Source organism: Desulfobaculum sp. SPO524, assembly GCF_044987625.1.
GTDB lineage: Bacteria > Desulfobacterota > Desulfovibrionia > Desulfovibrionales > Desulfovibrionaceae > Desulfobaculum.
In genome coordinates this window covers 72,523-99,020 of record NZ_JBJDSB010000006.1, presented here as the reverse complement: position 1 = coordinate 99,020, position 26,498 = coordinate 72,523, and the positions used below count along the sequence as shown (strand labels likewise).

The following is a 26,498-nucleotide window of genomic DNA, read 5'->3' as shown; positions in this document are numbered from 1 at the left end:
CCGGGCTGCGGCCCGGCCAGCGGGAGAATGCATGGCGACTGTTTTGGTCACGGGTTCCGGAGGTTATATCGGTACGCTCCTTGTGGACCGCTTGCTGGACGAGGGGCACAGCGTCATTGGCATGGACCGGTACTTCTTTGGGACGGAGCTTCTGGGCGAGACAATGGCGCATCCGCGCTTCACCCTTGTGCGGGGCGATGTGCGCAGCTGCCGCGAGGAGCAGTTTCACGGCGTGGACGTGGTGTGCGACCTTGCCGCCCTGTCCAATGACCCGGCGGGCGACCTTGACCCCATGCTCACCCAGGACATCAACCACCGCGGCCGCGCCCATGTGGCGGAGATGGCCCGCCGCGCCGGGGTGGCACGGTATATTTTAGCCAGTTCGTGCAGTGTGTACGGCACGGGCGAGGGCGTGCTGACCGAGGACTCGCCAACGCGCCCGGTGTCCGAGTATGCCCGCGCCAACCTTGCGGCGGAGCGCGCCGCGCTGGAACTGAATTCCTCCGGCTTTGCGGTGACGGTGCTGCGGCAGGCCACGGTCTATGGCCTGTCCAAGCGCATGCGCTTTGACCTTGTCATCAACATTATGACCTTGCACGCCGTGGAGCGCGGGGTGATCAACATCCTTGGCGGCGGCGTGCAGTGGCGGCCCCTTGTGCACGTGCGCGACGCCGTGGACGCCTTTGTGCTGGCGGCCTTTGCGGAGCAGAGCGCCGTGTCCGGGCGCATCTTTAACGTGGGCAGCGACGAGCAGAACTACCGCATCCGCACCGTGGCCTACATGGTGCGCGAGAACATGCCCTTTCCCATCACCATTGAGTTGACCCCTTCGGACCCGGACCGCCGGGACTACAACGTCTCCTTTGCCCGCATCCATAACGAGCTGGGCTTTACCGCCCGCCATACGCCGCCGGAGGCCGTGCGCGAAATCTACGAGGCCATCAAGCTGGGGCGCGTAGATACCGGCCTGCGCACCGTCACCGTCAAGTGGTACGCCTACCTGCTGGAGGCGCAGCGCGTGCTGAAGAGTGTGGTCCTTGACGGGAGGCTTCTGGCATGACGACGCGCCGCGCGCCCACCATCAGTATCGTGACCCCAGTGTACAATTCCCGGGGGTGTCTGGAGGAGCTGCACCGGCGCATTGCCGCCACGGTGACGCCCCTTGATGCGGACTTTGAGTGCATCATGGTGGACGACGGCAGTGTGGATGGCTCGTGGGAGGCGATAGCCGCCCTGCACGCTCGCGACTTGCGGGTGCGCGGGGTGCGGCTGTCACGCAATTTCGGTCAGCATTATGCCATCACCGCCGGGCTGGACCGCGCGGGCGGGGAGTGGGTGGTGGTCATGGACTGCGACCTGCAGGACCGGCCCGAGGCCATCCCGGCGCTGCTTGAGCGGGCGCAGGAGGGGTATCAGGCCGTGTTTGCCCGGCGCAGGGCGCGGCGCGATTCGGCCCTCAAGCGTGCGGGCTCGCGCCTGTTCTACGCGGCGCTGCGGGTGCTGTCCGGCGTGGACATTGACCCCAGCACCGCCAACTTTGGCATTTTTCATAGGCAGGTGGTGGAGGCGTTTCGCGGCCTGCGCGAGCGCAGCCGGGCGTTTCATGTGCTGGTGCGCACCCTTGGCTTTGCGTCCTCGGCCGTGGATGTGGAGCACGAGCAGCGCTTTGCCGGGCGTTCGGCCTACGGCTTTGCGCGCATGTTTTCGCTGGCGGTGGACATTATCGTCTCCCAGTCCGGCAGGCTGGCGACGGTGTCCTTTGGCCTTGGCATTGTGCTGGCGCTGTTTGCCTTTGGCTACGGGGCGTTTCTTATGGCGCGCAAGTATTTGTGGGCCTACCCGGTGCCGGGCTGGACCAGTGTCATGGTGTCCCTCTACTTCATTGGGGGGCTGCTTTTTATCAACATGGGCCTCTTGGGCCTGTACCTCGGCAAGACCTTTGACGAGGTGAAGCGCCGCCCGCTGTATGTGGTGGGCGAGACCATCGGCCTGGAGTCCGGGGAGGGCGGCGTATGAGCGCCCTTGGCATGGCGGTGGTGGGGTGCGGCTACTGGGGGCCGAACCTTGTGCGCAATATTGTGGCCTGCCCGCAGACGCGGCTTGTGCGGGCCTGCGATGTGGACGCCGCGCGCCTTGCTGAGGTGCTGGCCCCGTACCCCGGCGTGCAGGCGTGTACGGAGCTTGCCGAGGTGCTGGCGGATGAGCAGGTCACGGCCGTTGCCATTGCTACGCCCGTTGCCACGCACCACGCCCTTGCCCGTGAATGCCTGTTGGCCGGGCGGCATGTGCTGGTGGAAAAGCCCATGGCCGCAACGGTGGCGCAGGCCGAGGACCTTGTGGCCCTTGCCCGTGAGCGCTCCCTGCGCCTGATGTGCGACCATGTCTTTTGCTACGCCCCGGTGGTCCGCGTGATGAAGGACATCATCGACGCGGGCAGCCTTGGCGACGTGCTCTATTTCGACTCCGTGCGCATCAACCTTGGTCTCTTCCAGCGCGACGTCAACGTCATCTGGGACCTTGCCCCGCACGACCTGTCCATCCTCGAATACCTCACCGGACGCCAGCCCGTGGCCGTCAGCGTGCAGGCCGCACGCCACGCCGGGTGGGAGCAGGAAAACATGGCCTACGTGGCCCTTGATTTCGACAACGGCTTTCTGGCCCACCTGCATCTGAACTGGCTGTCCCCCGTAAAAATCCGCAAGACCATCATCGGCGGCAGTGAACGCATGCTGGTATGGAACGACCTCGACCCCGCAGAGCGCCTGAAGGTCTACGACAAGGGCGTCACCATTCAGCCCCGCCCGGACCGCGCCGCGCGTGATACCGCCCTTGTGTCCTACCGCACGGGCGGCGTCACCTCGCCCCATGTGCCCCATGGCGAGGCCCTTGCCGGGGTGGTGGCCGAGTTTGCCGCCGCCGTGGCCGAGAAGCGCGCCCCCCTCACCGACGGCGCAAGCGGCGCGCGCATGCTGCGCATTCTGGAGGCCGCCCAGCAGTCTGTGGCGCGTGGCGGGGCGCGGGTGCCCGTTGCCGGGGAGGGCGCATGAGCCACTCCAGCCGCATCGCGCCGGACGTCATCCTTGGGCGGGACGTTGTGGTGCGCGACTTTGTGAACCTGTACGGCTGCCGCATTGGCGACGGCACGCGCATAGGCACCTTTGTGGAGATTCAGCGCGGCGTCGAGGTTGGCGCGCGGTGTAAAATTTCCAGCCACACCTTTATTTGTGAGGGCGTCAGCATCGGAAGCGGGGTGTTTGTGGGGCACAACGTCAGCTTTGTGAACGACCGCTACCCCCGCGCCGTTGGCCCGGACGGCGCGCTTCTTGATGACGCGGACTGGACCGTGGTTCCCACCACGGTGGAGGACCGCGCCGCCATTGGCTCCGGGGCCGTTATCCTGTGCGGGGTGCGCATTGGGCGCGGGGCCGTTGTGGGTGCGGGAGCCGTGGTGACGCGCGATGTGCCCTCCGGCGAGGTCTGGGCGGGCAATCCCGCCCGGTATCTGAAGGATGTGGAGGAGGGCTGATGCAGGTGCCGTTTCTGGACCTTGCCGCCGCGCACAAGGGCGTGCGCAACGACATCCTTGCCGCGTGGGCGCGCCTTGTGGATGCGGGGCGCTTTGTGGGCGGCGAGGAGGTGGACGCCTTTGAGCGCGAATTCGCCGCGCAGTGCGGCGCGCGGCACTGTGTGGCCGTGGGCAGCGGCACTGACGCCCTGCGCTTTATCCTGCTGGGCATGGGCATCATGCCCGGCGATGATGTGGTCACAACGCCCATGACGTTTATCGCCACGGCGGAGGCCATTACGCAGGCCGGGGCGCGCCCGGTGTTTGTGGACGTGCACCCCGTGACCCGCAACATGAACCCCGAGCATCTGGAGGCGGCCATCACGCCGCGGACGCGCTGTATTTTGCCCGTGCACCTGTACGGCCAGCCCGCGGATATGCGCGGCATACTGGATGTGGCGGAGCGCCGGGGCATCCCCGTGGTGGAGGACGCCGCGCAGGCGCACCTTGCGCGCTTTGAGGGGCGCATGGCCGGGACCATCGGCCACGCCGGAGCCTTTTCCTTCTACCCCGGCAAGAACCTTGGCGCCTGCGGCGAGGCCGGGGCCGTGGTGACGGACGACAGGGAACTGGCCGCAACCGTGCGCGCCCTGCGCGACCATGGGCAGATGAAAAAGCACCTGCACGTCGTGGAGGGCTACAACGGCCGGTGCGACGCCATGCAGGCCGCGGCCTTGCGGGTGAAGCTGCCGGGCCTTGCCGGGGCCAACGCGCGCCGGGCGGAGTATGCCGCGCTGTACAGTGCATTGCTAGCGGGAGTGCCCGGACTTCAAGTGCCCGAGGTGTTGCCCGACCGCGAGAGCGCGTGGCACCTGTACTGCGTCCTTGTCGAGCAGCGCGGCGCCGTGGCCGAAGCCCTGCGGCGCGAGGGCATCGGCACTGCCGTACACTATCCGGTGCCCCTGCACCTTCTGGCGCCCTATGCGTTTTTGGACCATATGCGTGGAGATTTTCCCGTGGCGGAGCATGTGGCGGACCACGCCCTGTCTTTGCCGCTGTATCCGGAACTCGGCGAGGAGCGCGTGCGCCATGTGGCCACGGTCCTTCGCCGTGTGATGACCAAGGGATGACGCCGGATAGCGCGCTCATTCCGGGAGCGGAGCAATGGAATGTGACGGTAAGACCTGTCTGGTCACGGGCGGAGCGGGGTTTATAGGATCCCACCTTGTGGACCGCCTGCTGGAGTGCGGGGCCAAGGTCCGCGTGCTGGACGATTTTTCCAATGGACTCTGGGAGAACCTTGCCTTGCCCACGCCGCGTGGCGGGCTGGAGGTGCTCCACGGCAGTGTGGCCGACCCCTTTGACGTGCGCCGCGCCGTGGACGGCGCGGACGTGGTCTTTCACCTGGCCTGCCTTGGGGTGCGGCACTCGTTGGCGCATCCGCACCGCAATCACCGCGTCAACGCCGAAGGCTCGCTGTTGCTCCTAGAGGCGGCGCGGCGAGAGGGCTGCGGACGGTTTCTCTACTGCTCTTCGTCCGAGGTGTATGGCTCGGCGCGAACCGCGCCCATGGACGAGGATCATCCCCCGCGTCCGCACACGGTGTACGGAGCGTCCAAGCTGGCCGGGGAGGCCTACGCCCGCGCCTACCACCGCGCCTACGGCATGCCCGTGGTCATTGTGCGGCCCTTTAATACCTACGGCCCGCGCTCGCACCATGGGGGCGACGCCGGGGAGGTTATCCCCAAGTCCATCGTGCGCGCCTTGGCTGGGCTGGACGTGACCATCCACGGCGACGGTGCGCAGACGCGCGATTTTACCTTTGTGACGGATACCGCCCGCGCTCTGGAGATGGCCGCCGCCTGCGAGGACTGCATCGGCGGCACCTTTAACGTGGGCAGTGGGCGCGAGATTTCCATCGCGGACCTGTGTCGCCGGGTGGTGGAGACGGTAGGGGGCGAAGCCGCGAGGCCTCTCCACACGCAGGCCCGCCCCGGCGACGTGCTCCGCCTGCTGGCGGACCCGTCGCGCTTTACGGACCTGACGGGCTGGACGCCGGAGGTTGGCCTTGGCGAGGGGCTTCTGCGCACGGTGGAGTGGTTTCGTGGACGGCCTGAAGGCGCGGACCAACTGGCCTGCGAGGCACCGGAACAGAACTGGGAGCAGTGGTGATGATACCCGTAGCAAAGCCATGGCTGGGTGAAGAGGAAGCCGCCGCCGCGCGCGAGGCCATCCTGTCCGGATGGGTGACGCAAGGCCCGCGTGTGGCGGAGTTTGAGGGCGCGTTTGCCGCGTGGTGCGGGGCGCGCCATGCCTGCGCGGTGTCCAGTTGCACCACGGGCCTGCATATGGCCCTCAAGGCCGTGGGCGTGGCCCATGGCGATGTGGTGGTTACGGTGAGCCACAGTTTTATCGCCACGGCAAACGCCGTGCGCCATTGCGGGGCGGAGCCGGCCTTTGTGGATGTGGACCCCGTCACCTTCAACATGGACCCGGACGCGCTGGAGCGCTTTTTGGACGAGGACTGCGCGCACTATGGCGGCGCGGTGTATCACGCGTTTTCCGAGCGCGGCGGCCTGCCTGCTGAAAGTCCCCTCGCCCTGCTGCCGCCGGAGCAGACCGGGCGGGTGGCGGCCATCATGCCCGTGCATCAACTGGGCATGCCCTGCGATATGGCGCGCATTCTGGACATTGCCGCCCGCTACGGCCTGCCTGTGGTGGAGGATGCGGCCTGCGCGGCGGGCAGTGAACTCTCGTGCGATGGCGGCAAAACCTTTGCACCGGTGGGCCGCCCCCACGGCGCGGCGGCGTGTTTTTCCTTTCATCCGCGCAAGATTCTCACCACGGGCGACGGCGGCATGATTACCACCGCCGACGCGGGGAGCGACAGCGCCTATCGCCTGTACCGCCAGCACGGCATGAGCGTGTCCGACGCGGTGCGGCACAGCGCGCGCAAGGTGACCATCGAGGAATACGTCCTCACGGGCTACAACTACCGTATGACTGATGTGCAGGCGGCCATGGGCATTGTCCAGTTGGGTAAGCTGAAGGCCATGGTGGCAGAACGGCGGCGCATTATGGCCCGCTACGCCGACGGGCTTTCCGGCCTGCCGTGGCTCACCCTGCCGCAGGACCCACCATGGGGGCGGTGGAACGCCATGAGCTATCCCGTGCGGCTGGCGCCGGGTGCGCCGGAAGGGCAGCACGCGCTTATGCAGCGCCTGCTTGATGCGGGCATTGCCACGCGTCCGGGCGTCATGAACGCCCACACCGAGGCCCCGTACCGCACGGCGCTCGCTTTGCCGCAGTCCGAGGCCGCACGCGCCCACGTGGTGCTGCTGCCCATCTTTAACACCATGACTGACGAGCAGGTGGACGCCGTGGTGCGCGAGGTACGCCGTGGGCACTGAGCTGCTGCTTTTCCCCTTTGGCGGTAACGCGCGCGAGGCGCTGTGCTGCCTGCCCCGCGGGGGCGCGCTGCGCCCTGTGGGCTTTGTGGATGACGACCCCGGTACCTACGAGGCCACATGCTGCGGCGTGCCGGTCCTTGGCGGGCGGGAATGGCTGGGGCGTATGCCCTCGGCGCAGGTTTTGGCTGTGCCCGGCTCCCCGGCAACCTACGCGTGCAGGCAGACGGTGCTGGAGGGGCTGGCCCTGCCGCCCGCGCGCTACGCCACGGTGGTCCACTGCCACGCCAGCGTGGCCGGGGACGTGGCCCTTGGCGTGAATGTGCTTATTATGCCCGGCGCGTTTGTGGGCGCGGGGGCGCGTGTTGGTTCCCATGTGCTCATTATGGCCGGGGCAGTGGTGTCGCATGACGCCGTGATAGCGGACTATGCCATCATTGCCGCCGGCGCCATGGTGGCCGGGGGCGCCGTGGTGGAGCGCGGGGCCTATGTCGGCGCCGGGGCGCGCCTGCGCGAGGGCGCGCGTATCGGTGCGGGCGCCCTTGTGGGCATGGGCGCGGTGGTCCTTGATGCCGTGCCGCCCGGCGAAGTGTGGGCGGGCGTGCCCGCGCGGCCCGTGCATGGGGGCGCGTCATGATGCTGTCCGCCGTTATCCCAGCCTATAACGAGGCGCAGAACATCCCCGCCACCATCCCGGCGGTGCTGGATTGCCTGACCCGCGCGGCTGACGGCGGCGAGGTGGAGGTGCTGGTGGTGGATGACCATTCCACGGACGGCACCTTTGAGGCCGTAATGGCCCTTGGGGACGCGCGGGTGCGGAGCATTCGGCTGTCGCGGCGGTCCGGGAGCCACACGGCCCTGCGCGCCGGACTGTGGCATGCCCGGGGCGACGCCGTGGTGTGCATGGCCGCAGACGGGCAGGACGACCCCGAGGCCCTTGCGGCCATGGCGCAGCAGTGGCGCGGCGGCGCGCAGGTGATTTGGGGCCTGCGCCAGCGCCGTGATGACGGCGTTTTGCATGGCCTGAGCGCGCGGCTGTTTTATCTGCTTCTTCGACTCGCGACCGGGCGGCGGGACGGCATTGATCTGTCGCGCGCGGATTTTTACCTGCTGGACCGCGCGGTGGTGGATGCGGTGCGCACCTGCCACGAGCGCAATACGTCGTTGTTCGGCCTTATCGCATGGATGGGCTTTCGCCAGAGCGCTGTGGAGTATACGCGCCGTCCGCGCACGCGCGGGCATTCCAAGTGGAGCGTGCGGGCGCGCTGGCAACTTGCCAAGGACTGGTTCATCGCCTTCTCGGGCGTGCCCCTCAAGGTGGCGACGTGGCTGGGACTGGCGTCGTCCTTTGCGGGGCTGGCGTATGCGCTGTGGATTGTGTGGCTGGTTTTGGGGCATGATGTGCATGTGGAGGGCTGGGCCTCGCTGATGGTGGCGGTGCTGGTGCTTGGCGGGGCGCAGTTGTTTATGCTGGGCGTCTTTGGGGAATATTTGTGGCGCAACCTCGACGAAGCCCGTGCGCGGCCCAATTGGTTCATAGAGCGCGACAGCCGGGGGGAGGTGGAGCATGGCGGCACCTAGGGACATCTTTACGGCAGTGGAACTGCGGCCCGGCACGGCCGGGGACGTCCAGCAGCTGTGGCCGCAGGGGCTGCGCGCCACAGTGCCCTTTACCGCGTCCCTTATGCGGACGGACCTGCATCCGGATGGCGAGCGGGACGTTCTGGTGTGGGGGCGCTTTCCCCATGGGGACGCGCCGCTGGTGTGGATGCAGGACGGGGAGGTGGTCTGCGGCTTCAAGTTTGAGCGGTGGGAGCGCGTCATACGTGAGGAGCGCTACCGCCCGGAGCATACGTGTCCATTGGCCGCACGGCTGCCGTTCCACTACCACCGCGTGCCGGGGCCACTGCGCAGCGCCCTCGCCGGGGCGATACTGACGGTGCGCGGCAGGGCTGCGGGCAGTGCGCATCCGGCAACGCCGTTGAATCCCGGCTGCGCCCTGCTTTTACGCGTTGTGCGCGGCGCGCCGGGCGCCCCGTCCGTGGTGGTGCTGACCCATGACTGCGACACGGCGCAGGGCGTCGCCGCCGCGCAAGAGCTTGCCGCCGTGGAGGAGGAGCACGGGTGGCATTCCATATGGAACGTGGTCCCCGGCGAGTACGATGTGGACCACATTATGCTGGAGCGCCTGCGCGCCGCCGGGCACGAGATTGGCCAGCACGGCCTGACCCACAACATGGGCGAGGCCTTTCTGCCGCGCGAAGCGCTGCGCGATGCCCTGCTGGAGCACGAGAAGTTTCGGCGGCGCCACGGGGTGCGCGGCTACCGTGGTCCGGGCTGGTACCGCACGCACGCCATGTTTGACGTGCTGGGGGAATTTTTCGACTACGACATGACCTGTCTGGACAACGACTTCATCTGCCCCGGCGGGAGCGGCGGCGTGGGCGAGGTGCGCCCCTACGCCCTGCGCGGCGGACTGATGGAACTGCCGTGTACGCTGCCCTTTGAGGCGCCTCTTGTACACGGGGGCGTGCGGCCCGCCGCCCTTGCCGCGTGGTGGTGGCCCAAGGTGGAGGCCCTTGGCCGCCTTGGTGGGCATGTGGTGGTGAATACGCACCCGGACCCGCACTACAGCGGGCGGGCAGAGGTGCGCGCGGCCTATGCGGAACTGTTGTCGCGGCTGTCCGCCGCGGGCTGGACGGCGCGCCTGCCCGGTGAGCTTCTCCCCCAGGAGCAGGACGCATGAGAACGCCGCTCTACGACCAGCTTGCGGAAGTGGAGGACACGCACTGGTGGTTCACCGCCCGCCGCGCTCTGGTGAGCGATGTGCTGCGGAGCTGCAAGGCTGGCGGCACGTTGGCGCTGGATATTGGCTGCGGCACCGGCGGCCATCTCCCCTTGCTGGCGGATTTTTGTGACGCTGTGGTGGGGTTGGACCGGTCCCGCTACGCCCTGACCCACGCCCGCGCCAAGCACCCACGCGCCGCGTTGGTGTGCGGAGACGCCCTGCATCTGTCCCGGCTCTTTCGGGCCGAGAGCTTTGACGTGGTGACGCTGTTTAATGTGCTCTACCACCAGTGGGTGCCCTCGCCGCAGGATGTGCTGGAGCAGGTGCACGAGGTGCTGCGTCCCGGCGGTCTGCTGCTGCTCACGGAACCGGCGTACTCATGGCTGATGCGCGGACATGATGCGGCGGGCCTTGGCGCGCGGCGGTTCTCTCCCGGCGGGGTGGAGGCCATGATGCGCCACGCGGGGTTTGTTGGTGTACAGGGAACCTGTTTCAACGCCCTTGGCCTGCCCCCGGCGATGCTGCTTGCCGCGTGGGAGCGCCTGCGGGGCGGTGGCGGCGGGGGCGCAACCACGGCGGAGATTGCGCATCCACCACGCGTTGTGGAGTGGGTGTTTTCCGCCGCTATGGCGGCGGAGCGGCAGGTGGTGCGGCGTGGCTGGCGGGTTCCCGTTGGTCTGACCCTGTGTTGCCATGGGGAGAAACGGCGATGATGCGGCGTGCAGGAATTGGTTATGCGCCCATATGTGGCGCGGGTTCCCGGCCTTTTGGCGCTCCGTGGTTGAGGGGCGCTCGCTCTCTTGGGAGGTGGTCATGACGCGCGGGACGCAGCGGGTGCTTTGCGCGGCGCTGTGCGCCGTGGCCGTGGCGGTGACGCTGCTCTATGCCTACGTCCCCACTGTGGATACCCCCAACACCGGCGACGAGACCATGTCCATGACCATGGCCCGCATGGGCTACGAGCGCGGGCACCCCAGCTACGGCTACCGCGCCGACGGCGAGCCGCGCCTGTTGCCCGTGGCGGTGCTGATGCCCATAACGCAGTATCTGTACGGGCTGGTCATGGAGCATACCCCGCCCCTTGAGCGCATCCCCCGCGCCCGCATCATTTCCCGTGGCCTGAACGCGGCGTCCCTTGCCCTGTGCCTGTGCGCGCTGGTGGTGGCCATGCCGCGCCGGGTGCGGCCCATGGATTGGGGCGTCCTTGCCGTGGGCGTGCTGACGTGCCTGTATATGTTCGTGATGTTGCGCTCGTTTTGCTATGTGGGGTCAGCGGCGCGCTATGACGCGGCGGGGCTGTTCTGGATGAGCCTGTTCATTTTGTGCGCCGGGCTGAGTGTGGCGGACGGTAGCGCGGTGCGGGTGGCTGTGGCGGGCGGTGTGGCCCTTGCCGGGCTGTATGTGAATCAGATTCCTTTTCTCTTTGGCATGGCGGGCTTTGGGTGCCTGCTGGTGTTGTGGCTGGCGCGGCACAACGTGCGCCAGTGGTGGCAACTGCTGTTTGCCTGCGCGGCCATGGCTGGTGTGTGCGCCGTGCTCTTTTGGGCGGTGGCGAGGGGGCTGATGCATCTCGACGCCACGCAGGGCGCGGGACGCCTGAGTGTTGGCGCGCTGGTGGCGGACCTGTGGGCGCGGCTGCAGGATATGGTCACCAAGGGTCCGTTTGCCTACCTGCGCAGTAGCTGGCAGGGCAAGGCCGCGGATATGATGGCGACAAGCATGGTCTGCGCCATAATGCTCCTTGGCCTGCGCATCACCCCGCGCGACGCCAAGGCGTCCACCGTCTGGCGCGCGGAAACCGTTCTTTTGTGCCTGCTGTGGCCCCTTGCCGTGGCCGCTGCGGCCCACGCCCTGCCGCATCCGCGCTTCACCTACGAGACCATGCTCCTCACCGCCGTTGTGCCGCCGCTGTTTATGGCGCTTTTGCGCAGCGGCGCGCCGGGCTTGGTGCGCTTTGCGTTGGCCTGCGCGGCCCTTGCCATGCTCAGCGTGGTGCATTCCGCCAGCGACATTGGCTACCGTGGACAGTATCTGGGGACCTCTGGGCTGATGGATGGCTTTCGCGGTATGACGACCCCGGCACCGTGGGACGCGGAGAACCTCCGCCAGAACGCGGTGCGCCGTCAGCATCTGGAATCCCTTGAAGGGATGCTCAGCCGTGAGGACATCGGCAACGTGCTGGTGTTTGATCCCATGCTGGCGCTGTTCGACGGCGACGGGCGGCGGATGATGTATCTGTGGGACGCCGTGCCCCCGGAGCATGAGGAGGACGTGCTTGGCGTGTTCCGGTTCCGGTATGGGGTGCGGCATGTGGTGGTCAGTGAAGCCGGGACCACATCGTGGCTGGAACCGGTGGGCCTGCCCGGATTGGAGCGTGCGCTCCTTGACGGTGTGGAGCGCGGACGGGTGACGCGCCTTGGCGAGCGCGCGCGTGTGGACGCGCGGCTGGTGTTTACCACGGCGGCCATTGAGCCGGAGCTTCGCGGCGTGCGCTACAGCTACAGCCATGCGCCCAGTACGCCGCTCTATGTGTTTGCCGTGCGGGTGTCGCCGCGCGGGTACGGGGGGCCGTAGTGCGCGCGCCGGGCGGCCTGTGGCCGTGGGCTGTGGCGGCCATCCTTGGCGTTGGGGTTGGGGCGCGGCTGGTGCAGTTGCATGCGGATATGTTCAGCTACGACGCCTACGCCCTCATGCGCGGCGTGGATGGCCCGTTTGCGGAGTACGCCAGCGGCGGCGCGTACATTATGACGGCCCGTCTGTACTACTGGGTGGTGCACCGCCTGATTGGCGGTGAGCTGTGGTGCTACGTGCTCCCGGCTTTGGTGGTGGCCGTGGTGACGCTGCTTGGCGTGCGGCTTGGCCTTGCCAGAGCGTGGCCGGGGCGCTTTGAACTGCACGCCGTGGTTCTTGGCATTATGGCCTTTGCCACCCACGCCCTGCATTTGGCGCGGTTTCCCGTCATCACCTACGGCGTCAGTTTTGGGGTGGGGTGCTGGCTGTTCTTTGTCTTTCTGCGCCTCTCCGAGCGCGGCTTCTCCCGCGCGGAAAGGGTGGGGCACGGCGCTGTCTTTGCGCTGCTCGGCATCTTTTGCAACCTGACCATTGTTGTTCCCGTTGCGGTGGGCATGACCTGCGCTGGGCTGATGCGCCTGTGGCGCGACGCCGGAACCCGCAGCGTGCGCGGCGTCCTTGCTCTTGTGGGCGGCATGTGGCCGGTGCTGGTTTTGCCTGCGGCTGTGGGCGCGGTGCAGTTGGCCTTTCCCTTTACCAACCTTGGGTACGAGAGCCGCCCGGATATGCGCGCGTATTTTTTTGCCTCCTCAGGCTTTGGGGATGGCGGCGTGCTTGGGGCGGTGCGCTTTGTGGTGCATGGGGGGCTGATTATGGTGCTCCAAGCCTTCCGCCAGAGTGTGGACGGCGTGATGACCATGCGCGGCGGGCTGTTTGTGCTGAAGATATTGGCGGGCACGTGTATGGGGGCGGCTTTTGCCGTGGCCCTGTCGCGCTGGCGGCGCGGGCGGCTGACGCCCCGGGCGGGCTTTGTGTGGCTGTACCTTGTGGTGTATGGCGCGGCCATCGCGTGTGGCGGGCTGGTGGGGGAGTTCCCCTACGGCAACCTGCGCTACGCCGACGCCATGCTGCTGCCCATGTTTTTGGCCCTTGCGACAACGTTTTCCCCTGTGCAGCGCATGCAGCCGGATATGTCGCGCCACATGGCCGGAGCGCTGTGCGTGCTGGTTGCCGTGGCCGGGCTGTACCTCATCAAGCAGAATTACGAGAGCCTGACCCGCACGCGGGATGCGAATCGTTCCGTGGTGCGTGTGGTGCAAAAGTCGGGCTTTCGGCCGGTGCTGTACGCCGCGTTCCAAAAGCCGGTGCTCATGCAACGTGCGCCGGAGCTTGTGCGCACGGGTCTGCCCCTTGGCTGGGGCGCGCGCTATGGCGAGGACGAACCGGACGCCGAGGTGGCGGCCTATATCGCCACAGACCCGGAGCAGGTGGTGCTGCTTGTTCCCTCGCGCGGGGCGGTGGGCACGACCTATGGCGCGTATGTGGAACTGCTGCAGCGTAAGGGCTACCGGCTGACCAAGTACAAGGCCGCGGCGAATATTTGGGCGGGCGTCTTTGAGGTGCGGGACGAGGACGGCGCAGGGGAAGCTCTCCCCGATGCGGCGCTTCCGCAAGAGGATGCCCCAGAAGAAGATGATGCAGATAAGGATGACCGGGGCGGAGAGATTCCGGACGAGGCCGTCGCGCCGCAGTCCCCTGCCACAGCTACAGCAGCAGGCGTGGACGGTAGATATTCAGCCACGTCTCAATGGCGAGGGCCTTCCACAGCGCGTCGGACAGGTCCCGATCCGGCAGGGCATGTTGACGCAGCATTTCCTCCAGAGCAGGCCGGGACAGAATTGTCTGCGGGGCAAGGGCCCCATCCCCAAGCAGCGTCTGACTGGTCCATCCCTTCAGCGGCCCAGCAAACCATTCCCCAAGTGGGGCATTAAAGCCCCGTTTGTCCTTGCGGTGCAAAATGGCCGGCGGCACGAGGGCCTTCATGGCCCGGCGCAGGCTGGCCTTGAGCCGCGCGCCGTGGATGTGGCTGGTGGCCGAGCAGGAAAACACATACTCCACCAACGTATGGTCCAGAAACGGCACCCGCGACTCAATGGACCACGCCATGCTGGTGCGGTCCTCCACATGCAGGAGCGCGGGGAGGTAGTGCTGCACGTCATCGCGCAGGCGCTCGCCGATGGTGGCGCGGCGTGGGGGCGCGTCGGGCCGGGGGATGTGCAGGTCCTCCGCCAGCAGGCTGGGCGCGCCGGGCAGAGTGCGGCGGCGCAGGGCGCGCAGGGCCTCGCCCAAAAAGACCGGGCTGGCCAGCAGCAGGGCAAGGTCGCGCGCGAGGGGGCCAAGGCTGCGTACGCGCAGCAGATGGCGCAGGTGCGCGGTGACGTGGTGCCAGTAGCCGCCAAAGAGTTCATCTCCGCCCTGTCCACCAATGGAGACGACAATGCCTTTCTCGCGCATCAGGCGGTTGAGGACGAATTGGTTATACGCGCCGGGGCCGGCCTCCGGGTAGTCCATAAGGCGCAGCATCTCCGTGATGCCGTGCTTGAAGCCCTCGGGCGAGATGACCGTTTGATAGTGGCGCAGACCGTAGGCGCGCTGCATTTCGGTGATGTGGGGGCGCTCGTCATAGCGCGGTGCGTTTTCAAAGTAGCCGGAAAACGTCACGGGCGTATGTCCCGCATGGGCGGCAAGGGCCACGATGGAGCTGGAGTCGATGCCCCCCGAGAGGTGAAAGCCCACAGGCACGTCACTGCGCAGGCGCAGGCGGACCGAGGCATCCAGCAGGCGGCGGACTTCCGCCGGGTCCACGCGGGCCTCCGCGGCGTCTGGCAGGGACCACCAGCGGGCAAGATGCTGGCGCACGCGGCCGCCAGTCAGGCGTACCGTCAGGCAGTGGGCGGGCGGCAGCTTGAGGATGCCTTGAAACCATGTGCGGTCCGAGCGGGAATAGCCGTTGGTCAGCCACGCCGCAATTTCCGAGGTATCCGGCGGCACGGGCGCGCCCAAGAGCCGCAGCACGGTTTTGGCCTCGCTGGCGAAGATGAAGTCCGTATCCGTGGCGGCGTAGAGGAAGGGCTTTATGCCCAGCCTGTCGCGTGCGCAAAACAGGGTGCGGTGCTCCTCGTCCCATACGGCAAAGGCAAACATGCCGTTCAGGCGCGTGAGGCAGGCCTCCCCCCAGTGGGCGTAGGCCGTAAGGAGCACCTCCGTATCCGTGCGGGAGTGGAAGCGGTAGCCAAGGGCGCGTAGTTCGTCGCGCAGTTCAATGTAGTTGTAGATTTCGCCGTTGAAGGTGAGCGTCAGGGCGCCCCGGCGCATGGGCTGGCGTCCGGCGTCCGTCAGGTCAAGGACGGCAAGACGGCGGTGCCCAAGGGCAATGTCTTCGCCGAACCATGTGCCCTCGGCGTCCGGCCCGCGGTGGGCAATGGACGCGAGGGCCTCGCGCAGGGTGGCTTCGGTTGGGCGGTGCGTTCCCAGATGTCCTGCAATGCCGCACATGGTTAAAACATCCCACAGCAGCGCATGCAGGCCGGAAAGTGCCCGTGCTCCTTGAGGGCGGCGCGGAAGGCGCGCATGGCGTCCCCATTCCACAGCCGGGGCAGCGGCGTTTCAAACACATTGCCAAAGCTTACGTCAAAGCAGCGGGTGAGCACGGTCAGGCGTCCGTCGGCCAGCACCTGCGCGTATTTCCATGGGACATAGCAGGTGCGGTGCCCAAAGGGGGTGAACGGTTCACCGTAATAGGCGGCGATGTCCTCCCGCGTCACCACATGCGGCGTGATGAGGAACGGCGTTCCCATGGGCGCGGCAAGAATGCGCTGAAACTGCTCCGTAAGGACGGCCGGGTCCACCGCCGCAGGGTCCATGCCAGCAACGCACATGGGGCGGCTGGGCCCAATGTGCGAAAACAGCGTGTTGTGCGCCGCGGACAGCGCCTCGGTGACAAAATTCATGTGCGAGTAGATGACAAGGTCCGGGGCGATGTCCGCCAGCAGGGGCATCAACTGTGCGATGGAGGCGTGGTTCTCCGGAGTGATGGTGCAATTGATGGTGATGGTAGGCATGGCGCGCCCGAGGCGGGCCTTTTCCTCCTGCACGGCGGCAAGGCCTTCCACGGCGTTTTGGAAGGAATTGGGCACCCCGCGCATGGCGTTGTGGATGCGGGGCGGGCCGTCCAGGGACACGCTCAGGCTGCGCAGGCCAGCGCGCACAAGGTCGCGGCCCATGCGGGGCAGCAGCGCGCCGTTGGTGGTGAGGGCGGCGTGCATGTCGCGCCGCGCGGTGTGCTCCAGAGCGTCCCACAGCCCCGGCCACAGCAGCGGCTCCGTGGAGGTGATGGAAACAAGCGGGGCAAAGTCCGCCGTGGAGTCCACAAGGGCGCGGAATTCATCCACGGTCATATCCCGTCCGGGACCGGCCAGCTTATCATGAAACGGGGTGGCGGCTTCGCCAAGGCCCACGTCGCACATGCGGCAGCGCAGATTGCACCGGGAGTTCACCGCCACGTACACCACCGCAGGCGGCGGCGCGGTGAGCAGGCCGGGCACGTGGTAGCGCATGCTGGCGGTGCGGCTTTTGAGCGCGCGCGAGGCCAGCGGCGGATCATTCCATGCCGTGCGGGCAAGGCGCAGCATCTGCTGGGTGTTCATGCGCTGTCTCCGTGGGGTTTGGCCGTGCATTCGCGGGCTTTGCGCGCGGCAAAGGCCGTCAGCCCGCCGCCCGGCCCAAGGGTGTAGCGGACATTGGACGCATAGTACGCGGCAAGGATGCGCATCCGCATGGGGCAGGACGCGCGAAAGCGCGTCCACCGGGTTACGGTTTGCCGCAGCACCGGGCTTGGGCGCACATCGGCAAGGGCCGTGAGCAGGGCAATGTTGAGGTGGTGGTATTCCAGCGAGCACAGCGGCCCGTGCGCGCCGTAGCGGCTCCAGCAGCCGTTCCAGTCCCAGACGATGAGGGCGCTTTCCAGCGTATCCACCGCGCCGGAGAGCAGCGAGCCGTCGCCCGTTTCGGCCTTCAGGTCCGCGCAGGCAATGGCCGCAAACAAAAATCCATCCAGAACATACGTCGGGGGCGAGGTGGGATACTCCTCATAAAACGGCCCGCCGCCCAGCCATGTGCGCAGACCGCCGGAGCCGATGTCGTGGCGGAAGGCCTCCAGCACACGGAAGGCGAGGCCGCGCCATTCTTCGCGCTCCTCAAGGCGTCCGACCCGCAGAAGCAGGCTGGCGCCAAGGCCCTGCGCAAGGGCGCTGGCCCATGGCGCGCTGAGCTGGTGCCCGCCGTGGATCCACGGAAACGTATAGTGCCATGCGGAAAAGGCGCCGTGGTCGTGAGCGTTGTGCCACAGCCAATCCGCCGCGGCGCAGACGCGGGCGCGCTTTGCCGGGTCATCGGCTGCGCCGTCGAGGTTGCACAGGCCCCACCACGCCACATAGGCCGGGTTCACCTGCCAGCCTAGGCCGGGGTAGAAGCGCTGGAGGACGCCTTCCTCCACGCGGTAGCACGGTCCGTTCCCCTCCGGGGTGATGCCCCATAGGGCCGAGGCTGTAAGGGGATAGCCCTCGCTCATGGGGCGGGTTGTCATGTCGTATTCAAGGCGGAACGCGGCGTTGAATCCTAAGAGCATGCGTCCTCCGCCAAAAGGCGAGTGTAAAGGTCCAAGAGCAGGCGCTCTTCCTTGTGCCAGCCTATGTCCTCATGGGCGCGCGCCGCGCCATGGGCAAAGTGCTGGGCGCGCTCTGTGTTGGTGAAGACCGTCTGAAGTGCGGAGGCAAGGGCGGCCTCGTCGTGCGGGTCAATGCACAGGCCCGCGTCGTAGCGTTCGGCAAGGCGGCGGATTTCCGGCAGGTCCGGGTACAGGAGCGGCAGCCCTGCCGCAAAGCTTTGAAACAGCGAGTTGGGCAGTGACGCGCGGTAGTTGTCGTTGATAGGTGTGTAGAGGATGAGCGAAACATCGGCCCCGGCGATGAAGGGGACCACCTCCCACGGCGCAACCGGCGGCACAAGGTGCACGCGCCCGGTGAGGCCAAGGTCGGCAATGGCGCCGCGCAAATTCTCATACCCCCGCCCCACAAAGGCGAGGTGTGCGTTGTCTGGCAGCGTGGCGAAGGCGCGAAGCAGGGCGCCTGTGGCGCGGCCTGCCTTGGCTTGCCCAATGACCACGGCAAGGGGGTCCGCGTCTGTAACGCCGCAGACCTCCCGCAGGGCCAACGAAGGGGAAACGTCGGTGCGGCTGTCGTGGCTGTTGCGCACCACAAGAACCTCCGTCCCGAATCGGCGGGCATAGGACGCGGCGATGGTTTCGCACACCGTGACCACGGCCGCGGCCTTGCGGATGCACAGCCGCTCCAGCCGCGCAAGGGCCGGGCCGAAGAGGCGCCTGTGGAGGACGCCGCCGCTGTGGGACTCCATGCGGGTGTAGTCGTCGTGCACGTCGTAGACGAGGGGCGCGCGGGCTTTGCGCGCGCGCAGGTACACCGCCGGGAATTGATAGGGGGCGTGCAGATGGTAGAGGCGCGCACCAGCCGGCGTGGCGCGGTAGGTGGCGATGCCCAGTTGCCATAGGTAGCGGCGCAGAATGCCCAGAAGTCCCCCGCCCTCGCGGCAGGGCGCGGCGGCGCGCAGCGTCAGCCCGTCTACGCCACGCTGGGCGGGGCAGGCCTGCGTCACCACACTGGGGCACCCCAAATGCGCGGCGGCGCGCGCCTGTTTCAGCGTCCTGCTGTCGCGGTCCAGCGACAGGGGCGTGATGCTGACGATAGGGCGGGACGCATCCCGGGGTGAAGGGGGATTCTTGAGCATTCTCATATGTTAGCATGCCACGCGGAAAAGAGACAAGCGGGGCGGTATTTTGACGCAAAAGATGCTGCATTGTGTGCTGCGCGGCATGGAGTTATGGGTGGTAGCTTGCCGCGGGTATGGTGTGCCTGCGCCATGGCGTATGGAATGCGTGTGTTTTTTCGGAGCGCCTTGACCTGATGCGTGTGCGCGGCTACTTTTGAGAATCTTGAAAAATTTCGGGAGGCTCACGATGTGTGGCATCGCTGGCGTAGTGTGCGCAGGGGGGAATGCGCGGCGGCTTGGGGCTGTCCGGGCCGTTGCCGACGCGCTGGCGCATCGTGGCCCGGATGATGAGGGGTATGCGATGCTCGCCGCATCCGGTGAGGCCCATGCCGCGTGGGGGAGTGCCACGCCCGAAGCGGCGCGCGGGGGCGAGACGCCTTATGCGCCGCACGTCGCCGCGGAGGCCGTTCCTGCCGCCTTGCCGGGCGTTGTTCTTGCCCACCGTCGCCTTTCCATCATCGACCTGACGCCCTCGGGACATCAGCCCATGTGTACGCCGGACAGGCGGTTTTGGCTGGTGTACAACGGCGAAATCTACAACGCAGACGCCCTGCGCGCCGAGCTTGAATCTACAGGGGAGCGGTTTTTTGGCACGTCGGACACCGAGGTGCTGCTTCGGCTGTTGGCGCGGCGTGGGCGCGGCGCCCTGCGGGAGGTGCAGGGCATGTTTGCCTACGCCCTTGTGGACCGGGCGCGGTGGACCCTCACGCTTGGGCGGGACGCGCTGGGCATCAAGCCGCTGTACTGGGCCGCCGGAGAGCAGTGGTTTGCCTTTGCGTCGGAGCCGCAGGCGTTGCTGCACCTGCCGGGGATGCGGGCGCGGGCGGATGCGCTCCAGACGGCGCGCTATCTGGCCGCGCAGGCCACGGATGGCGGAGAGCGGACGTTTTTCTCGCGGATTTACCGGGTGCCGGCCGGGCATACCCTGCGTGTGGACCTGCCCGGTGCGGGCGGACGCGGGCTGCGCCGCCATGCCCCCCGGCGCTGGACTCCGGAGGGGTTTGGGCAGGTCCAGATGCCTCTGGACAGCGCGGCGCGGCGCTTTGGGACACTGTTTCTGCGGAGCGTTGCGGCCCATATGCGCAGCGATGTGCCGGTTGGCGCGGCGCTGTCCGGGGGGCTGGATTCGTCCGGTGTCGTCATGGCTATGCGCCGCCATGCTCCGGAGATGGACTTTCCCGTGTTCAGCTTTGACGCGCAGGACCCGGCGCTGAGCGAGCGGCACTGGGCCGAGGCCGCGGCCCGCGCCGCAGGCGTGCGCCCCCATTTTGTGACTGCGGATGGCGACGCCCTGCGCCGGGACATAGGCCAGCTTGTGCGGGTGCATGGCGAGCCTTTTGCCTCGGCCAGTATTTATGCCCAGTATTGCGTGATGCGCCGGGCCGCACAGCGCGGCATTCGGGTGGTACTGGACGGGCAGGGGGCGGATGAAATTTTGGCGGGCTACCTGCCTTTTGCCGCGGCGCGGCTGGCAACGCTGTGCCGTGCGGGCCGTTTTGTGAGCGTGGGGATGCTCTGGTGGCGAGCTGGCGGGTTGCCCGGCGGCTCCCGCCGCGGCCTTGCGCTGCGGTGCGGGAAAATACTTGCCCCGCCGACGTGGGAGGCGGCCGCCCGACGCATTCTTGGCGCAGAGCTGTTGCCGCCATGGGTGGACGCCGCGTGGCTGCGCAGACATGGCGTGACGCTATGCGCCGACGCGGCGCCGCAAGGTCCGCAGTATTTGCGCAGCCAGTGCGCGCTGGCGGCTACGCGCACCATGCTGCCGGAACTGTTGCGCTACGCCGACCGTAATTCCATGGCCTGTGGCGTGGAGAGCCGGGTGCCGTTTCTGGAGGAGAGTGTGGTCCGTTTTGCGTTGTCCCTGCCGGAGGCGCTGCGCATCGGGCCGGATGGACGCGGCAAGGCCGTGCTGCGTGAGGCCCTTGCCGGGCGCTTTGGCGCGGCGCTTGGGCCAGTCTTGGAGCGGCGGGACAAGGTGGGATTTGTCGCCCCGGACGCCGCGTGGCTGCGCGGGGGCGCGGACTGGGTGACGGAGGTGCTCCGGGGCGGCGGGCTGTCCGGCGTTGTGCACACTGAGCGCCTTGAGGCCGCCCTTGGCGCCGCGCTTGGCGGCGGGCCGTGGCGGCCGGAATTGTGGCGGGCGCTGTCCCTTGCGCTGTGGGCGAGGGAGTTTGACGTCAGCTTTGACGCGGGAGGTGCGGCGTGATGTGGCTGATTGGCGCGGTGCTTGGCGCCGCCGGGTGGCTGGTGCTGCGTGATTGGCGTTTGCGCCCCTTTTCCGAGGATGACGGGAATTGGTTCTTCCTTGCCATGTTTCAGGAGCAGGGCGCGCGGCTGTGGGAGCGCGGCTTCCACACGGTGGGCTACTTTGGCATTGAATGGTTATCCGCCCTTGCCACGCGAGTGTTTCGGCGCCGCGCCCCGGCCTTTTTCTACGCCGCAAAAGCCGTGTGGATGATTGCCACCTGCCTTGCCCTGCTGTGGGCGGGGGGGCAGATTTTTGGGCCGGGCGCCGGGGCGCTGGCCGGGACGGCGCTGCTGATTGTTGTGGCTATGCCCGCCACGCTGTTTGCCCTGACCTATGGCGAGCACGTGTCGCTGTTGCCCCTTGCCCTTGGCCTTGGGTGCGGGGTGGCCGGATTCCAGACGGGGAGTCCCCTCCTGTGCGCCGTGGCCGGTGGTATGGGGGCGTGGATGGTGCACATCAAAATAACGGGCCTTGTCTGCGCTGGCCTGCTTCCTCTGCCGCTGTTGTTTGCTCCAAGCGGCTCGGCGGGCTTTGGGTGGTACATCCTTGGCGCAGGGCTGGTCATGGCCGCGCCCGTCGCGATTATTCCGCTGGTGCACCGCGCCTCGCCCCGGCAGTATGTGCTGAATCTGACCCTCCCCCTTGTGGAGTATGCGCTGTATGTGCTGGAGCGCCTGCATCTGCCCGGTGCGCGGCGGCTGTGGAATCAGGCCATCGGCTCGTGGGAATATGAGGTGGCCGAGGAAGGGGACAGCTACATCGGCATGGCCGCTGACCAGTCGCGCGGCAGGCGGCTGACTCTGCTCTGGACCAACCTGCGCTGGAGCCTGCGCGACTGCGCGGGGCTGGTGTTTTTGGCCGCGCTGTGGCTGCTGACATGGCCCCTACGCCTTGATTGGGGCACGGCGCTGACGGTGTATCTTTTTGGCGCGCTGCTGCTGACGTTTCTCCTCCAGCAGAATTATTTTACGCCGCACTTCAATCCCCTGTGGCTGCCGGTGGCTTTGTGGGCCGGGGCGGCTGGCGCGGCGGGGCTTGCCATGGGCGGCGCGTGGGCCGCAGGTGTGGCGGCAGTGCTGGTGGCGCAGGCCGTGTGGCTGGGCATCCGCATGCGACCCTTTGCCAGCCGTGACACGCTGGGGCTGAATCCGGACGGATCGCTGTCCTTGTGGGGGTTTTATGGGCTGGCCGAGGACATCGGTACCCAGGTTGGCGAGCTGGCCCGGCCCGGCGAGCGTCTGCTTGTGTGGGGCGACCATCCGGCCATGTATTTGTATGCGCAGCGGTATTACTTTGGCCGCCCGCTGTTTTTCCTGTACGGCCACGGTGGGCGGCTGCGCTATGAAGAATGGCTGTTTGGCCTGCTGCGCGATGACCCGCCGGAACTGCTGCTGTTTTTTAACCGCAAGGTGCAGGATGAATGGGACGTACAGGCCGTGAGCCGTCGGGCTTGCGCGACGTACCTGCCGGAGCGGCTGTTTCAGGTGGCGGCTTCGGAGCCGGGCGCGCCCGCGCATGAGTTTGCGCTGTACCGCTTGGACGTGCGGCAGCGGCGGATGTTGCTCCTTGAGGAGGGGCGCCGCGCGGTGGCCGCCAAGGATATGGCGCTGGCGCGGGAGCGGTTTGACCGCGTGCTGGCCATGGACCCGGACTGCGCCGAGGCCGCCCTGCGCCGTGAGATGCTGGACATGCCCCGCGCGCAGCGTCATCAGTGGCGCGAGGAGCGGGCCGCGTCGGCGCAGGATGCGGGCGAAGCGGTGGCGCTTGGGGTGCTACGGGCCGAAGTCGCCATGGAGCGCGGCGACGCCCGGACGGCGGCCAAGCTGCTGGACGAGGCTTTGGCGCACTGCGGCGAGGATGTGGGCGCGCTCATTCTGCGGGGCGAGGCCGCCTTTGCCATGGGCGAGCGCGGCGCGGCCATGATATTTTTTCGCCGCGCGCTGGCGGTGAATCCTTTTAGCGCGGATGCGCTGGTGGATATGGCGGTGGCCTTTTCCATGGAGCGCGCCGTGGATGAGGCGCGGGGACTGCTGGACATGGCGCTGGCCTGCGCGCCGGAGCACGACGGGGCGCGGCAGAGCCTCGCGGCCCTTGGTCCAGCCGCAGAGACTGCCGACAATCCGGCATAGGTGGACAACGGGAGGCAGTGTGCGACTGGCCCATATATCACTGAGTTTGGAATACTATCCCGGCATTGCCCGCCAACGCATGGACGAGGCCCGCGCGGCGCGGGCGCTGAGCGGTGACGAGTGGGATGTGTACGTCGTGTCCCAGCACTGGGAGTATGGCCGGGATGGGGTGAACCTGATTATGCCCGATGTGCCGCGCGCGTTTCTTGGCACTTTTCCGGGGCGCGGGGGGCGCATTTCGCTGTCCGGCCGGGCACTGACCCTGAATCTTGGCCCGGCGCGCGGGGCGTTTAACAGGGCGGTGGAGCGCCTTGCTCCGGAGTACGACGTGGTTTTGGCGCGGTATTATCCCGGCGAGATTGTCAGTACGCCCCTGCGCCACCGCGAGAATGTCATTTTTTTGCACCACACGCTGGCCGTGAAGGAAATGGGACTGCGCGGGCGACTGCCCGCGTGTGTGGAGCGCGTCACCGGGCCGCGCCGTCAGTCCGGAGCGCTGGCCATAGCGGGAGTGACGCCGGAAATTGCGCGGGCCGAGGCGCAGCGGGCGGGCAACGACCACTGGCTGGTGCATCCCAATGCCATTGAGGTGGACCGCTTTGCCCCAAGCGGCGGCGGCTATGTGGAGCGCGGCGGGCCGCTTCGCCTTGTGATGGTGGCCGGGGAGTTTCAGCCGTGGCACGGGCTGGATGTGATTTTGGAGCGCATGGCCAAGGCCCCTGCCGCTCCGGCCTTTGAACTGCACATTGCCGGGCAGTTGGACAAGCGCCTGCGGGAGCGGGTGTTCGGACTGTCGCGCATTGCGTGGCACGGCGTGCTGGGGCGCAACGAGGTGGACCGCCTGCTGTCTACGGCGGACATTTGCCTTGGCAGTATGGCCATGCACCGTGTGGGGCTGACCCAAGGTTCGTCCATCAAGGTGCGCGACGCCTTGGCGCGCGGTATTCCTGTGGTGGCGGGCTGTGCGGACCCGGCCCTGCCGGAGAACTATCCGTGGTACCGCCGTCTTGAAGCAGACTGGCAGTGGGAGGATGTGCTGGAGTTTGCGAGGCTTTCGCGGGATGTCCCCCGCGCCGAGGTATCAGCCTCGGCGCGGGAGCATATTGATTATGTTCCGGTTATGCGCCGGTTTCTGGAAACGCTTCATCCGTTTCTGCATCGCCCTCAGGCGTGATGGGGTCCCAGTCCTGCGTGGTGGCCTCGCGCCAGCCGGGGAAGGCTTTGGCAAGCACCGCGCTGACAAGGGGGCGCAGGGAGGGCCGGTCCTGCGCGCAGGCCGGGATGGCGTCCGGGTACATATTGTGGGTGAGCATGCGCTGTTCGTCGTTCATGCTGTCCCACTTGTTCAGCACCAGAATGCGCGGAATGTCCGCAAGGTCCATGTCGCGCAGGATGTCTTCCACCGCCCCGATGTGGGTTTCCAGCTCGGGATGGCCGGCGTCGGCCACATGCAGCAGCACGTCCGCGGCGTCCAGTTCCTCAAGGGTGGCGCGGAAGGCTTCCTTGAGTTCGTCGGGCAGTTCGCGGATGAATCCCACGGTGTCCGTGAGGATGATTTCCCGCTCCTCGGGGAAGCGCAGGCGGCGTGTGGTGGGGTCCAAGGTGGCAAAGAGCTTGTCCTCGGCCAGCACCTCACTGCGGGTGAGGGTGTTGAGCAGGGTGGACTTGCCCGCGTTGGTGTAGCCCACAAGGGCGATGACCGGCAGTCCGGCCTTGGCGCGGCGCATGCGCGTGGCCTTGCGGCGTTTGCGCAGGCCGGTCAGTTCCTTCTTGATGCGCGTTATGCGCTCGCGCACGCGGCGGCGGTCCAGCTCCAGCTTGGTTTCACCGGGGCCGCGCCCGCCAATACCGCCCATCAATCGGTCCAGCGCGCCGTTTTTGCCCACCAGCCGGGGCAGGGTGTACTGGAGCTGGGCCAACTCCACCTGCAACTTGCCGGAGCGGGTGGTGGCGTGCTGGGCAAAAATATCCAGAATAAGCTGGGTGCGGTCCAGAATTTTGCGTTCCGTCACGTCGGCAAGGTTGCGCATCTGCGCCGGGGTCAGCACTTGGTCAAAGAGGATAACGCCCGCGTTTTCCTGTAGCGCGGTGACCTCCAGCTCCGCCAGTTTGCCCTTGCCGAGGATGGTCTTGGGGTTCAGGGCGCGCACGCGCTGAATCATGGTGCCGCCAACGTCCAGCCCGGCGGTGTCCGCAAGGTCGGCCAGCTCCGTGAGGGAGATTTCCTGCGCCGGACGCGGGGCTGTGGACACGCTGACAAGGATGGCCCTGTCGCGCTTGCCCGAGGCGTCCCCGCCGGTGGTCAGCACCGCGCCGGAGCGCGCCAGCTCGTCCTCAAGGGCTTCTACCTGCGCCAGATAATCGATGCTGTTTCGGTGGTAGGGCACCGGTCCCATGCGGCGGTAACTTTTGCCCTCGTCATTGGGGGGCATAAGGGTAGCGTCGTACACATCCACAGGCCCGCCCATGTCGTCCACGGTCAGGGCGGTGATGGCGTCAAGGCGCAGAAAGACCATGTCCATGAGGTCTTCCTCGGTGAGGCCTTCGCCCGCAAGGTGGGTGTGCACAAGGCGCAACCCGCGCAGGCGTCCCGCGCCGCGGCGCGCGCCGGAAATGTCGGGAATATAGATGCCGCCGGGGTCGCCCACCAGCACCATGAACGGCTTGCCCTGCCTGTCGATGAGCAGGGCGATCTGGCGGCTGATGCCGCGTGAGAGGATGGCGAGCTCCCGCGCCTGATCTGGCGTCATGCCCCCATCATTGGGGTAGCGGCGGGTATAGAGTCGGCTGATGGCCTTGATTTGACTGGGCTTGAGGCCTTGGGTGTTGCCCTGAACTTTTGCGGCTATGGTCTTGTCTCCCTTTCGCGGCCAAGGGGCCGCGCGTGGTTTCCCCTTCTGTATACGTTGGCGCGGCGCGGCAGGCAAGGCGCGCCGCAGTGCCGCGTCAAAAAACGCCCCGGCGCAAGCATGTGCTTGCGCCGGGGCGTTGTGGCGTCGTCATTATG

General features: G+C 67.3%; 20 protein-coding genes. 15 read left to right on the top strand and 5 right to left on the bottom strand.

The genetic code is table 11. The features are described from left to right. Nucleotides 1-31 precede the first annotated feature (31 nt). The 12 genes from ACI3L3_RS15845 to ACI3L3_RS15790 all read left to right on the top strand — a co-directional run bounded on the left by ACI3L3_RS15845 (nt 32) and on the right by ACI3L3_RS15790 (nt 12,274). Nucleotides 32-1,060: an NAD-dependent epimerase/dehydratase family protein gene (locus tag ACI3L3_RS15845; RefSeq protein ID WP_404846126.1), complete on the top strand. Its 1,029-nt coding sequence runs from the start codon at nt 32-34 to the stop codon at nt 1,058-1,060. After that, the gene (locus tag ACI3L3_RS15840) at nt 1,057-2,016 is read left to right on the top strand and encodes a glycosyltransferase family 2 protein (protein ID WP_404846125.1); all 960 of its coding nucleotides are present in this window, start codon (nt 1,057-1,059) and stop codon (nt 2,014-2,016) included. Before ACI3L3_RS15845 ends, ACI3L3_RS15840 begins: the two co-directional genes overlap by 4 nt. Continuing rightward, entirely contained in the window at nt 2,013-3,047 is a 1,035-nt protein-coding gene (locus tag ACI3L3_RS15835) for a Gfo/Idh/MocA family protein (RefSeq protein WP_404846124.1), read from the top strand. Before ACI3L3_RS15840 ends, ACI3L3_RS15835 begins: the two co-directional genes overlap by 4 nt. Further along, complete coding sequence (locus ACI3L3_RS15830; RefSeq protein WP_404846123.1) at nt 3,044-3,526, top strand: acyltransferase; 483 nt, start codon at nt 3,044-3,046, stop codon at nt 3,524-3,526. The genes ACI3L3_RS15835 and ACI3L3_RS15830 overlap by 4 nt, the downstream gene beginning before the upstream one ends. Beyond that, the gene (locus ACI3L3_RS15825; protein WP_404846122.1) at nt 3,526-4,635 is read left to right on the top strand and encodes a DegT/DnrJ/EryC1/StrS family aminotransferase; all 1,110 of its coding nucleotides are present in this window, start codon (nt 3,526-3,528) and stop codon (nt 4,633-4,635) included. The genes ACI3L3_RS15830 and ACI3L3_RS15825 overlap by 1 nt, the downstream gene beginning before the upstream one ends. Nucleotides 4,636-4,669: 34 nt before the next feature. Continuing rightward, a complete protein-coding gene (locus tag ACI3L3_RS15820) occupies nt 4,670-5,677 on the top strand; it encodes an NAD-dependent epimerase/dehydratase family protein (protein WP_404846121.1) in 1,008 nt (335 codons plus the stop codon). After that, the gene (locus ACI3L3_RS15815; RefSeq protein ID WP_404846120.1) at nt 5,677-6,915 is read left to right on the top strand and encodes a DegT/DnrJ/EryC1/StrS family aminotransferase; all 1,239 of its coding nucleotides are present in this window, start codon (nt 5,677-5,679) and stop codon (nt 6,913-6,915) included. The genes ACI3L3_RS15820 and ACI3L3_RS15815 overlap by 1 nt, the downstream gene beginning before the upstream one ends. Beyond that, entirely contained in the window at nt 6,905-7,549 is a 645-nt protein-coding gene (locus ACI3L3_RS15810; protein ID WP_404846119.1) for a NeuD/PglB/VioB family sugar acetyltransferase, read from the top strand. Before ACI3L3_RS15815 ends, ACI3L3_RS15810 begins: the two co-directional genes overlap by 11 nt. After that, a complete protein-coding gene (locus ACI3L3_RS15805) occupies nt 7,546-8,493 on the top strand; it encodes a glycosyltransferase family 2 protein (RefSeq protein WP_404846118.1) in 948 nt (315 codons plus the stop codon). The genes ACI3L3_RS15810 and ACI3L3_RS15805 overlap by 4 nt, the downstream gene beginning before the upstream one ends. Beyond that, nucleotides 8,480-9,658: a hypothetical protein gene (locus tag ACI3L3_RS15800; protein ID WP_404846117.1), complete on the top strand. Its 1,179-nt coding sequence runs from the start codon at nt 8,480-8,482 to the stop codon at nt 9,656-9,658. The genes ACI3L3_RS15805 and ACI3L3_RS15800 overlap by 14 nt, the downstream gene beginning before the upstream one ends. Beyond that, a complete protein-coding gene (locus tag ACI3L3_RS15795) occupies nt 9,655-10,413 on the top strand; it encodes a class I SAM-dependent methyltransferase (RefSeq protein ID WP_404846116.1) in 759 nt (252 codons plus the stop codon). The genes ACI3L3_RS15800 and ACI3L3_RS15795 overlap by 4 nt, the downstream gene beginning before the upstream one ends. 100 nt (nt 10,414-10,513) lie before the next feature. Then, on the top strand, nt 10,514-12,274 hold the full coding sequence (locus ACI3L3_RS15790; protein ID WP_404846115.1) for a hypothetical protein: 1,761 nt from the start codon (nt 10,514-10,516) through the stop codon (nt 12,272-12,274). Between the two features lie 1,701 nt (nt 12,275-13,975). Here ACI3L3_RS15790 and asnB (ACI3L3_RS15785) read toward each other — a convergent pair. From asnB (ACI3L3_RS15785) to ACI3L3_RS15770, 4 genes are read right to left on the bottom strand one after another with little or no spacing between them, the layout of a single operon-like run. Then, entirely contained in the window at nt 13,976-15,766 is a 1,791-nt protein-coding gene (asnB, locus tag ACI3L3_RS15785; RefSeq protein WP_404846114.1) for an asparagine synthase (glutamine-hydrolyzing), read from the bottom strand. A 2-nt stretch (nt 15,767-15,768) separates the two neighbouring features. Then, entirely contained in the window at nt 15,769-16,917 is a 1,149-nt protein-coding gene (locus tag ACI3L3_RS15780; RefSeq protein WP_404846113.1) for a radical SAM protein, read from the bottom strand. After that, the gene (locus tag ACI3L3_RS15775) at nt 16,914-17,897 is read right to left on the bottom strand and encodes a D-glucuronyl C5-epimerase family protein (RefSeq protein ID WP_404846112.1); all 984 of its coding nucleotides are present in this window, start codon (nt 17,895-17,897) and stop codon (nt 16,914-16,916) included. Before ACI3L3_RS15775 ends, ACI3L3_RS15780 begins: the two co-directional genes overlap by 4 nt. After that, nucleotides 17,888-19,072 carry a glycosyltransferase gene (locus tag ACI3L3_RS15770; protein WP_404846111.1) on the bottom strand — a complete coding sequence of 395 codons (1,185 nt, stop codon included), beginning with the start codon at nt 19,070-19,072 and terminating at the stop codon, nt 17,888-17,890. The genes ACI3L3_RS15775 and ACI3L3_RS15770 overlap by 10 nt, the downstream gene beginning before the upstream one ends. A gap of 229 nt (nt 19,073-19,301) precedes the next feature. Between ACI3L3_RS15770 and asnB (ACI3L3_RS15765) the strand changes: the two genes are divergently transcribed. From asnB (ACI3L3_RS15765) to ACI3L3_RS15755, 3 genes are read left to right on the top strand one after another with little or no spacing between them, the layout of a single operon-like run. Beyond that, nucleotides 19,302-21,320 carry an asparagine synthase (glutamine-hydrolyzing) gene (gene asnB / locus ACI3L3_RS15765; protein WP_404846110.1) on the top strand — a complete coding sequence of 673 codons (2,019 nt, stop codon included), beginning with the start codon at nt 19,302-19,304 and terminating at the stop codon, nt 21,318-21,320. Beyond that, the gene (locus ACI3L3_RS15760) at nt 21,317-23,491 is read left to right on the top strand and encodes a hypothetical protein (protein ID WP_404846109.1); all 2,175 of its coding nucleotides are present in this window, start codon (nt 21,317-21,319) and stop codon (nt 23,489-23,491) included. The genes asnB (ACI3L3_RS15765) and ACI3L3_RS15760 overlap by 4 nt, the downstream gene beginning before the upstream one ends. A 19-nt stretch (nt 23,492-23,510) precedes the next feature. Further along, entirely contained in the window at nt 23,511-24,665 is a 1,155-nt protein-coding gene (locus ACI3L3_RS15755; RefSeq protein WP_404846108.1) for a glycosyltransferase, read from the top strand. Here the strand turns inward: ACI3L3_RS15755 and hflX are convergent. Continuing rightward, nucleotides 24,610-26,241, bottom strand: a complete 1,632-nt coding sequence (hflX, locus tag ACI3L3_RS15750; RefSeq protein ID WP_404846107.1) for a GTPase HflX — start codon at nt 26,239-26,241, stop codon at nt 24,610-24,612. The two genes, ACI3L3_RS15755 and hflX, sit on opposite strands and share 56 nt — an antisense overlap. Nucleotides 26,242-26,498: the final 257 nt, after the last annotated feature.

Bases quoted from the DNA above. Each gene is read 5' to 3' on its own strand.
- ACI3L3_RS15845 (WP_404846126.1), top strand. From the start codon at position 32: ATGGCGACTGTTTTGGTCACGGGTTCCGGAGGTTATATCGGTACGCTC.
- ACI3L3_RS15840 (WP_404846125.1), top strand. From the start codon at position 1,057: ATGACGACGCGCCGCGCGCCCACCATCAGTATCGTGACCCCAGTGTAC.
- ACI3L3_RS15835 (WP_404846124.1), top strand. From the start codon at position 2,013: ATGAGCGCCCTTGGCATGGCGGTGGTGGGGTGCGGCTACTGGGGGCCG.
- ACI3L3_RS15830 (WP_404846123.1), top strand. From the start codon at position 3,044: ATGAGCCACTCCAGCCGCATCGCGCCGGACGTCATCCTTGGGCGGGAC.
- ACI3L3_RS15825 (WP_404846122.1), top strand. From the start codon at position 3,526: ATGCAGGTGCCGTTTCTGGACCTTGCCGCCGCGCACAAGGGCGTGCGC.
- ACI3L3_RS15820 (WP_404846121.1), top strand. From the start codon at position 4,670: ATGGAATGTGACGGTAAGACCTGTCTGGTCACGGGCGGAGCGGGGTTT.
- ACI3L3_RS15815 (WP_404846120.1), top strand. From the start codon at position 5,677: ATGATACCCGTAGCAAAGCCATGGCTGGGTGAAGAGGAAGCCGCCGCC.
- ACI3L3_RS15805 (WP_404846118.1), top strand. From the start codon at position 7,546: ATGATGCTGTCCGCCGTTATCCCAGCCTATAACGAGGCGCAGAACATC.
- ACI3L3_RS15800 (WP_404846117.1), top strand. From the start codon at position 8,480: ATGGCGGCACCTAGGGACATCTTTACGGCAGTGGAACTGCGGCCCGGC.
- ACI3L3_RS15795 (WP_404846116.1), top strand. From the start codon at position 9,655: ATGAGAACGCCGCTCTACGACCAGCTTGCGGAAGTGGAGGACACGCAC.
- ACI3L3_RS15790 (WP_404846115.1), top strand. From the start codon at position 10,514: ATGACGCGCGGGACGCAGCGGGTGCTTTGCGCGGCGCTGTGCGCCGTG.
- asnB (WP_404846114.1), bottom strand. From the start codon at position 15,766: ATGTGCGGCATTGCAGGACATCTGGGAACGCACCGCCCAACCGAAGCC.
- ACI3L3_RS15780 (WP_404846113.1), bottom strand. From the start codon at position 16,917: ATGAACACCCAGCAGATGCTGCGCCTTGCCCGCACGGCATGGAATGAT.
- ACI3L3_RS15775 (WP_404846112.1), bottom strand. From the start codon at position 17,897: ATGCTCTTAGGATTCAACGCCGCGTTCCGCCTTGAATACGACATGACA.
- ACI3L3_RS15770 (WP_404846111.1), bottom strand. From the start codon at position 19,072: ATGCTCAAGAATCCCCCTTCACCCCGGGATGCGTCCCGCCCTATCGTC.
- asnB (WP_404846110.1), top strand. From the start codon at position 19,302: ATGTGTGGCATCGCTGGCGTAGTGTGCGCAGGGGGGAATGCGCGGCGG.
- hflX (WP_404846107.1), bottom strand. From the start codon at position 26,241: ATGACGCCAGATCAGGCGCGGGAGCTCGCCATCCTCTCACGCGGCATC.